The sequence below is a fragment of the Acetobacter cerevisiae genome (assembly GCF_001580535.1).
In the GTDB taxonomy this organism is placed as follows: Bacteria; Pseudomonadota; Alphaproteobacteria; order Acetobacterales; family Acetobacteraceae; genus Acetobacter; species Acetobacter cerevisiae.
Genome location: NZ_LHZA01000123.1, coordinates 19,035 through 27,062, shown reverse-complemented (window position 1 = coordinate 27,062; position 8,028 = coordinate 19,035). Strand labels below are relative to the sequence as shown.

Genomic DNA, 8,028 nt, shown 5'->3' with positions numbered 1-8,028 from the left:
TCCGAACGGACGGGACCACCTCAAAGAAATGACTCCCAAAGGAAAGAAAAAGAAAGCCATGACAGAAGGGTAATATAAAACTCGCCCTGGCACAGGAAACCAGATTCGCTTTCCTTATGCTTACTTATTTATAAATTTTGTACGCAATATGGTTTCCTGTGCACTTAACCACCAAATCAAAGCACTTCTAAAATAGAGGACAGATGTCACTCTATAAGGGTCGATGCCTCTTTTTTATTAGGATGCTATGCTTTCACGCATAAATGCCTCCGACGGCGCGGATCTGGCACAGATTTCACCCCAAAACTACGGCCGGCGAAACAGCGAAGTTCTGCTTGGGCGTTTTTATATTACGCAGCTTAATTGGAAAATAATAAGGGAGATCACCGGTCAAAGATGGTGGGCGCAACAGGGATTGAACCTGTGACCCCTACCATGTCAAGGTAGTGCTCTACCGCTGAGCTATGCGCCCATCTTTGACCGTGGGCCGCGTTCTATCGCGCTTGCGTTCAAAGTGCAAGCCCTCAATGATGGTCAGATGAAAAATATTACGCATAGCCTGATTCACCGGGGTCTGGCCCGTGTTTTGCCGGGCATGCCAGCCAGCGTTCCAGAGGGAGCAGACCGCGTGCAGGCTCCCTCTCCTGTGCTGGTATCAGGCCAGCCTGCAACCCCCGTTGTGCTGGCCTCCCCGCATTCCGGGCGCTTTTACCCGGAAGCCTTTGTGCAGGCGAGCCGCCAGTCACTGGCCATCCTGCGCAGTGGGGAAGACAGCTATGTGGAAGAACTGGCCACCGATGCGCACGCCCTGGGGCCAATGCTTGTCCACGCGACCTTCCCTCGGGTTTTCTGTGACGTGAATCGCGCAGCGTGGGATCTGGACCCGCGCATGTTCAACACACCGATTCCAGCTTTTGTGCGCGCCACGCATCGGGGGCTTGCCGGACTGGGGTCTGTGCCACGCATTGTTGCGGATAACCGGCAGATTTATCGGACACGCATGCCCTTTATGGAAGCCGCACTCCGAATCCGGGATTACTGGATGCCGTATCACGCTGCTCTGGCGACCGCCCTCCAGCAGACGCACGCGCAGCACGGAACGGCCCTGCTGCTGGACCTGCATTCCATGCCAGACGCGCCAGAGGCCGGAAATCCGGATTTTGTTCTGGGTGACGTCCACGGTGCCAGCTGCGCCTCCGCTCTGGCCGACAAAGCAGAAGAGATCCTGCAGGATATGGGTTTTAAAACATCCCGCAACACGCCCTATGCTGGCGGTTACATCACGCAGCATTATGGCCGCCCGCGTGAAGGGCTGCATGCCCTGCAGATCGAAATGCGTCGCAGCCTGTATATGGATGAAAAAACACGCGAGAAAAACCGTGACTTTTCCATTCTCAAACATGCCATTTCTCAGCTGACAGAGGGCATGATTGCCACCCTGCGCACACTGGACAGCCCGTAACCCCTACCCTTTCCAGAAAGACGTTTTTTAAAACGCTTTCAGAAAACGATCCGGGATTCTGTGCAGATTGCTCTCTCCTCCAGATTCCACAAGACTGGCCAGATCAAGATCCGCCAGAGAGGTTTCTGAGCGTGTTGCCTGAAATTTTCTCAGGAAATTGACCATGCTCCGGTCCGGCACCCGATGAGAAACACCGTGATTCAAACTGCGGGCACGAGCACTCCATTGCAAATTACGGGTCACCCCAAGGCGCTGGAGAAGGTGAGTCTGATCAGCATATTTCAGATGGAACATCCATAAGGCCGTGTCCAGCGTGGCGGGTTCTTCGCACTCATGGAACCCTGCCGTCCACGTGAGCGGCACAGAGGCAAGCAATGTCTTGCAGGACCAGCTCCGCACCGCACCGTAAGGCCGCTGAGCCAGCACCGGCTTGTCCCATTGCACAGGAGGCAGGTCTGGCGCGTAGTCGATCACATCCACCCCCACGCAGCGGATAGCTGTATGCTGAGCGTGCGCAACATAGGCGCGCAGCGACGAATAGCGCGCAGGGTCAGCAACCAGAAATTCATCACAATCCGTGAAAAGAACGTAGTGATACGATTCAAGCAGTTTCTTCTGGAACGCTTCAATCTGCGCACAGCGGTCAACTTCGTCCAGTTCATCCCGTCGGATCGGAACAATCTGACATGCGGGCAGGTCAGGCAGGCTGTCACTCCCGTGGTCCAGCACAAAGAGATTCCCGGCTCCGGCCTGCCTGCGATAATAATTCGCCCACACAGGCAACATGCGATGTTCATTATAGACCATCGTAAACACTGCCAGGGGTTGACGGGTATCACGCGGCTTAAGGCCGAACAGCCGCCGGAAGAGGCGTTCCCCGGTGGCCCGTAATCGTGTCCATCCCGTCATCAGCGTGTCCTTCCCTTCTGGGTTTGACGGGCAATGTATCATATTGCCTCACTTGTAGCTTTGCCCAATGATAGCTTGATCCAACACTCTCTTGCAGGAGACGACAGGCTTATGCGCGCACCACTCTTCACAGCTCACATGCCTTTTCATGAGAAAACCGCTGGCGTGGCAGCACTGGGCCTTGCTCTGCTGGGTCTGGCCGCATGCCAGCCTGCCCCGACCGGCACGGCGCGCCCCCACGGCCTTACCCCGCAAAACAGCACACCAGCAGGCACCACAGAAACGTCCTCAGCAACCTCCCCACAGCGGAGCAAATTGATTGGCATGGCCAACCCGGCCTCCGTCCATTGCGTGGATGCGGGTGGCAAACTGGAAATCCGCACCGGGTCTTCTGGCGGCCAGTATGGCGTCTGTCACATGCCGGACGGTAACAGTTGTGAGGAATGGTCCTTCTTCCGCACAGGGCAGTGCAAAGCTGAAACGCTGCAAAACCGATAACGTTCTGCTCCGGGAGATATTGAAAAATTCTCCCGTTCATCTCATTTCTTAAGGGATGCAGGAGGTGGCGGCATTTGGCCTGAGGGCAAACGCTGCTGCGCTCATGATGCAATGTCACGCATGAATGCGGGGAATGAGATGACTGAAACAGCCACGGGCACCACGCCCACACAAGGCAGCGAAACACGGGAATTCAGCGCGGAAGTCGGGCGGCTGCTCGATCTTGTTGTGCATTCGCTCTACTCCGAGCGGGAAATTTTTCTGCGCGAGCTGGTGGCCAACGCAGCCGACGCCACGGACCGCCGTCGCTTTGAGGCGCTGACCGATGGCGCACGCGCCCTGCCGGAAGATGCCAAAATCCGCATCAACCCGGAAAAAGATGCCCGTCTGCTGACCATCAGTGACGATGGCGCGGGCATGAGCAAGGAAGAACTGGTCTCCAATCTGGGCACCATTGCCAAATCCGGCACCCGTGCCTTTGGCCAGAAGCTTGAAGATGCAAAACCGGAAGACCGCCCGAACCTGATCGGCCAGTTTGGCGTGGGCTTTTATGCCGCGTTCATGGTGGCGGATAAGGTTGATGTCGTCTCCCGTCGCGCAGGCTCGGATGACGCATGGCGCTGGACGTCTGACGGCAAGGGCTCCTACACGCTGGAACCCGCCACGCGTGAAAAAGCCGGGACGGACATCACGCTGCACATCAAGGAAGACGCAGACGAGTTCCTTGATAGCTGGCGTCTGGAAGCCATTATCCGCAAATGGTCCGACCATATTGCCTGGCCCGTCACCATCATCAAAGATGGCAAGGAAGAAGCCGCTAACGAGGGCACGGCCCTGTGGCGCAAGCCGCGCAGCGAAATTACCGAAGATCAGCTGAACGAGTTTTATCGTCACCTCACCCACAATTTCGATACGCCGTGGGACACACTGCACTGGCGCGCAGAAGGCACGATTGAATTCTCTGCCCTGCTGTTCATTCCCGGCAGCCGTCCGTTTGAGTTTGCCGAGCAGACACGGGAAAGCCGGCTTCGCCTGCATGTCCGCCGCATGTTCATCACGGATGAAGCTGATATTCTGCCGACATGGCTGCGCTTTGTGCAGGGTGTGGTGGATACGGAAGATCTGCCGCTCAACGTCTCGCGTGAAATGCTTCAGGCCACTCCGGTTCTGGCCCGTATCCGCAAGGCCGTGACCGGCAAGGTGATGGGTGAACTAAAAACCCGCGCCAAGGATGAAGAAGCCTACGCAACCTTCTGGGAAAACTTCGGCCCCGTGCTGAAGGAAGGCATGTGGGATGATCCGGCACACCGCACGGAAGTAGCGGCCCTCAGCCGGTTCCGCTCCAGCGCTGTAGACGGCCTGACGTCTCTGGACGCTTACATCAGCCGCATGAAGCCCGAACAGGATGCCATTTACTACCTGACGGGCGACAACGCAGAAACACTGGCGGCCTCTCCGCAGATTGAGGGCTTCAAGGCCCGTGGTGTGGAAGTGCTGCTGCTATCTGACGCGGTGGATTCCTTCTGGCCGGAACGTCTGGGCACGTATGAAGGCAAAGCACTGCGCAATGTCGCTCAGGGCCAGACGGACCTTGAAAAATTCGGTGCTCCGGCAGAAAGCGACGCTGAAAAAGCCGATATGGACACGCTGGTGCCTGCGCTGAAAACCGCACTGGGTGACACAGTCTCCGATATCCGTGCCACAGACCGTCTGGTCAACAGCGCCATGGTGCTGACCGCGCCGGAAGGCGGCCCGGATCTGCAACTGCAGAAGCTGATGCAGCGGAGCGGGCAGAGCCTGCCGTCTGTGACACCGGTGCTGGAACTCAACCCGGCCCATCCGATTGTCCACCATCTGGCAGCGCTTGTGAAAGCAGGGAAGCCGGTCGATGCGCTGGCTCACATTCTGCTGGACGTCGCCAGCATCCAGAATGGTGAAGCCCCCAAGGATGTTAACGCCTTTTCCCGCAGGCTGATGGACTATCTGGCTGGCGGTGTTGAAACCGACAGGACGGCAGAACCCGCCAAAGACTGATCAGATTTTCTGACTTAGTCGATCAGGAAACCGGTTCCTTCAACAGAGGGGGCCGTTTTTTTGTGTTTTAGGGACTGCGGTTAGCCATCACGCTTTTTCACGCGGTTCCAGACCTCATCCAGATACGCAACAGGCTCATCCTGCATGGAGCGGCCTTCTTCTGCCAGACAAGTCTCAACCGCCTGAAAGCGCCGGGTAAACTTGTCACACGCCTGCCGCAGACAGGCTTCCGGGTCCAGATCCAGCCGCCGGGCCAGACTGGCAAGCGAGAAAAACACGTCTCCCAGTTCATCCTGCATTTTGGCTCGGTCATTTGCCTGCATTTCCACGGCAAATTCTTCCATTTCCTCATGCACTTTGGCCACAACGCCCTGCACATCCGGCCAGTCGAACCCCACACGGGCCGCACGAGACGCAATTTTTGAGGCCCGAAGCAGCGCCGGCAAAGCAGGCGGAATGCCAGCCAGCGCACTGGACTTCTGGCCCGGTGCGCTCAGCTTCTGCCGCTCTTTCTCTTTCAACTGCTCCCACTGCCCCGGCATAGCGGCGGAGGTCGTCTGCCCGGAAGGGGGTGCAACAGCATCCGCCTGTGTGCCCAGCACCTCCGGCCCGAACGTGACATGAGGATGGCGACGGATCATTTTTTCCGTAATCAGACGGGCGACGGTCGCAAAATCGAAATACCCTTCCTCTTCCGCCAGACGGGCCTGATACACAACCTGCAACAGCAAATCGCCCAGCTCATCGGGAAAGGCCTGCCAGTCCTGCTTCTGGATGGCGTCCAGAACCTCATAGGCTTCTTCAATGGCGTAAGGGGCTATGGTCTCGTGCGTCTGCTCCCTGTCCCACGGGCAACCATGCTCGGGGTCACGCAGGCGGGCCATCAGCGCCACAAGGCGCGTCAGTTCACGGGCTGCATCCGTCTGGTCGCCCGTTTCGGGCTGTGTGGGTGCCGAAGAGGCTGTGTTTTTTGCAACCATAAGATCCCGTGTTCCCTTTCAATCCTTTGTGTTTTCCATCCGTCGGGCCACAGAGCTATGCTCTGTGCAGCTTCCCCGCATGTCAGCCCTGCACCGGCACGGTGTTTTTCGCGCATCCCCCTTCCGCCACAAGGGACTTACCCCGTATATGCGGAAGCAGAGAGACCGAACAGCCCACGCGCACAGAACCGGGTGCCGGGCGAAGACAGGGAGCCTCCCGTTATCGGGTGGAGTAAGAAGGCATGACACAGCAGCCCGTTATTTTCATTGATGGGGAAGCCGGAACCACCGGCCTGGGTATTCGGGACCGCCTGTCTGCCCTGCCCGTGCGCATTCATTCGGTTGACCCGGCCCGCCGCAAGGATCCGGCTGCCCGTAAGGACGCTATGGCAGAGGCCGATCTGGTTGTGCTGTGCCTGCCGGATGATGCCGCGCGCGAGGCTGTCACCATAGCGGAAACCCTCGACCAGAACGCCCCGCGCATTCTGGATGCCAGCACGGCGTTCCGCACAGCACCGGGCTGGGTCTATGGTTTTCCGGAACTCTCTCCGGCCCAGAGCGAGGCCATTCAGGGTGCGCCCCGCGTTTCAAACCCCGGCTGCTACCCCACAGGGGCCATTGCCCTGCTGCGTCCGCTGATTGATGCGGGTATTATGGAGCCGCATTATCCTGTCTGCATCAATGCTGTCAGCGGGTATTCCGGCGGGGGCCGTGCCATGATTGAAGCCCATACGCGCGATGGTGGTCCGGCCTTTGAACTCTATGGGCTTGGGCTGGAACATAAGCATGTGCCGGAAATCCATTTGCATGCCGGCCTGACACGCCGCCCGGTTTTTGTGCCCTCCGTCGGGCACTTCGCACAGGGTATGATTGTCTCCATCCCGCTGCATCTGGATGATCTGAATGGCGGCGTGACGGGGGATGACCTGCATACCGCACTGGCGGGCCGCTATGCCGGGCAGGACCGTGTGCATGTGCTGTCTGCAGAACCCAAACTGTCTGCGGAAGCGCTGGCAGGCCGTGACACCATGGAACTGCGCGTGCATGGCAACCCGCATTCCCGACAGGCTGTGCTGACAGCGCGGCTGGATAACCTCGGCAAAGGCGCATCCGGGGCCGCCTTGCAGAATATTGCCCTTATGCTCGGGCTGCCACAGGCCTGAGTCTTTACCTTATCGTTTTTTCAAACAGGATTTTCTGAGCATGACACAACGCGTAGCACTGGTAACTGGCGGCAGCCGCGGCATTGGCGCCGCCATTGCGGAAACACTAGCTAAAGACGGCTTTGATATTGCTCTGACTTACGCCCGCAATGCAGATGCAGCAGAAGCCGCTGCTACCAAAGTGCGGGCACTGGGCCGCAAAGCCCTGAGCATTCAGGCTGATGGCACGACGGTTGAAGGCAATCAGGCTGGCATTGCCGCAACGGTTAAAGAATTTGGCCGCATTGATACACTGGTCTGCAACGCTGGCACCTATCCCTACGGGCCCATTAGCGAAATGAGCGTTGCCCAGATTGAACATGTGCTGAACCTGAATGTGCGCGCCGTGATGGTGGAAACCATGGAAGCCGTAAAACACATGAAGGAAGGCGGCCGCCTGATTTTCATCGGCTCCGCATTTGGTGCCCGTGCGCCCTTCCCCGGTATTTCACTTTATGCCGCCACCAAGGCTGCTCTGCGTGGTTTTGCACAAGGGGTTGCACGGGACCTCGGCCCCAAAGGCATTACCGTCAACGTGGTGGAACCCGGCCCCATTGATACAGACATGAACCCCGCTACCGGGGATGTTGCCAAACTGATCAGCAGCTATGTGGCAACGGGCAAATACGGCACGGTGCACGACATTGCCAACATGGTGTCCTTCCTCGCCAGCCCGAAAGCTGGCTACATCACAGGCGCTGCTCTGCCTGTGGATGGTGGTCTGGAAGCCTGATTTTTCAAATTACTGTCGTTTTGAAAAACTGGAAAAGCTGTGTTGCTTTTCCAGTTTTTATATTCTCATTTTGGAATTTTGATTTATTTTATAGTTATACGCTTATATTCTCTTAATCATATCTCGTTGTGATTTTCAAAGCATAAGCGTGCTACGCACTTTGCCCCTCTAAAGAAACAATGTAGATCTATTTTTATTATTGAGAAGATA

At 57.3% G+C, this 8,028-nt stretch carries 7 protein-coding genes and 1 tRNA gene; 5 read left to right on the top strand and 3 right to left on the bottom strand.

Translation table 11 applies throughout. The features are described 5' to 3' along the window. Nucleotides 1-397: 397 nt before the first annotated feature. A tRNA-Val gene (locus tag AD928_RS04130) sits at nt 398-472 on the bottom strand. A 66-nt stretch (nt 473-538) separates the two neighbouring features. Between AD928_RS04130 and AD928_RS04125 the strand changes: the two genes are divergently transcribed. Next, nucleotides 539-1,462: an N-formylglutamate amidohydrolase gene (locus AD928_RS04125; RefSeq protein ID WP_062248497.1), complete on the top strand. Its 924-nt coding sequence runs from the start codon at nt 539-541 to the stop codon at nt 1,460-1,462. 27 nt (nt 1,463-1,489) lie between these two features. Here the strand turns inward: AD928_RS04125 and AD928_RS04120 are convergent, their stop codons facing one another. Further along, complete coding sequence (locus AD928_RS04120; protein WP_062248494.1) at nt 1,490-2,371, bottom strand: glycosyltransferase family 2 protein; 882 nt, start codon at nt 2,369-2,371, stop codon at nt 1,490-1,492. Nucleotides 2,372-2,482: 111 nt separating this feature from the next. Between AD928_RS04120 and AD928_RS15170 the strand changes: the two genes are divergently transcribed. Continuing rightward, nucleotides 2,483-2,869: a putative hemolysin gene (locus AD928_RS15170; RefSeq protein WP_233419935.1), complete on the top strand. Its 387-nt coding sequence runs from the start codon at nt 2,483-2,485 to the stop codon at nt 2,867-2,869. Nucleotides 2,870-3,007: 138 nt separating this feature from the next. Beyond that, nucleotides 3,008-4,903 carry a molecular chaperone HtpG gene (gene htpG / locus AD928_RS04110; RefSeq protein ID WP_062248503.1) on the top strand — a complete coding sequence of 632 codons (1,896 nt, stop codon included), beginning with the start codon at nt 3,008-3,010 and terminating at the stop codon, nt 4,901-4,903. Between the two features lie 80 nt (nt 4,904-4,983). Here the strand turns inward: htpG and mazG are convergent, their stop codons facing one another. Continuing rightward, nucleotides 4,984-5,883, bottom strand: coding sequence for a nucleoside triphosphate pyrophosphohydrolase (gene mazG / locus AD928_RS04105; protein WP_062248492.1), 900 nt, complete (start codon nt 5,881-5,883; stop codon nt 4,984-4,986). A gap of 242 nt (nt 5,884-6,125) precedes the next feature. On the opposite strand from mazG, the gene argC reads away from it, so the two are divergent. Together argC and AD928_RS04095 are read left to right on the top strand one after the other, a co-directional pair. Next, the gene (gene argC / locus AD928_RS04100; protein ID WP_062248490.1) at nt 6,126-7,046 is read left to right on the top strand and encodes an N-acetyl-gamma-glutamyl-phosphate reductase; all 921 of its coding nucleotides are present in this window, start codon (nt 6,126-6,128) and stop codon (nt 7,044-7,046) included. 40 nt (nt 7,047-7,086) lie between these two features. Beyond that, complete coding sequence (locus tag AD928_RS04095; protein WP_062248488.1) at nt 7,087-7,818, top strand: SDR family NAD(P)-dependent oxidoreductase; 732 nt, start codon at nt 7,087-7,089, stop codon at nt 7,816-7,818. Nucleotides 7,819-8,028 lie beyond the last annotated feature (210 nt).

Excerpts from the sequence above, each read along its gene's own strand:
- AD928_RS04125 (WP_062248497.1), top strand. The coding sequence starts at position 539 with ATGAAAAATATTACGCATAGCCTGATTCACCGGGGTCTGGCCCGTGTT.
- AD928_RS04120 (WP_062248494.1), bottom strand. The coding sequence starts at position 2,371 with ATGACGGGATGGACACGATTACGGGCCACCGGGGAACGCCTCTTCCGG.
- AD928_RS15170 (WP_233419935.1), top strand. The coding sequence starts at position 2,483 with ATGCGCGCACCACTCTTCACAGCTCACATGCCTTTTCATGAGAAAACC.
- htpG (WP_062248503.1), top strand. The coding sequence starts at position 3,008 with ATGACTGAAACAGCCACGGGCACCACGCCCACACAAGGCAGCGAAACA.
- mazG (WP_062248492.1), bottom strand. The coding sequence starts at position 5,883 with ATGGTTGCAAAAAACACAGCCTCTTCGGCACCCACACAGCCCGAAACG.
- argC (WP_062248490.1), top strand. The coding sequence starts at position 6,126 with ATGACACAGCAGCCCGTTATTTTCATTGATGGGGAAGCCGGAACCACC.
- AD928_RS04095 (WP_062248488.1), top strand. The coding sequence starts at position 7,087 with ATGACACAACGCGTAGCACTGGTAACTGGCGGCAGCCGCGGCATTGGC.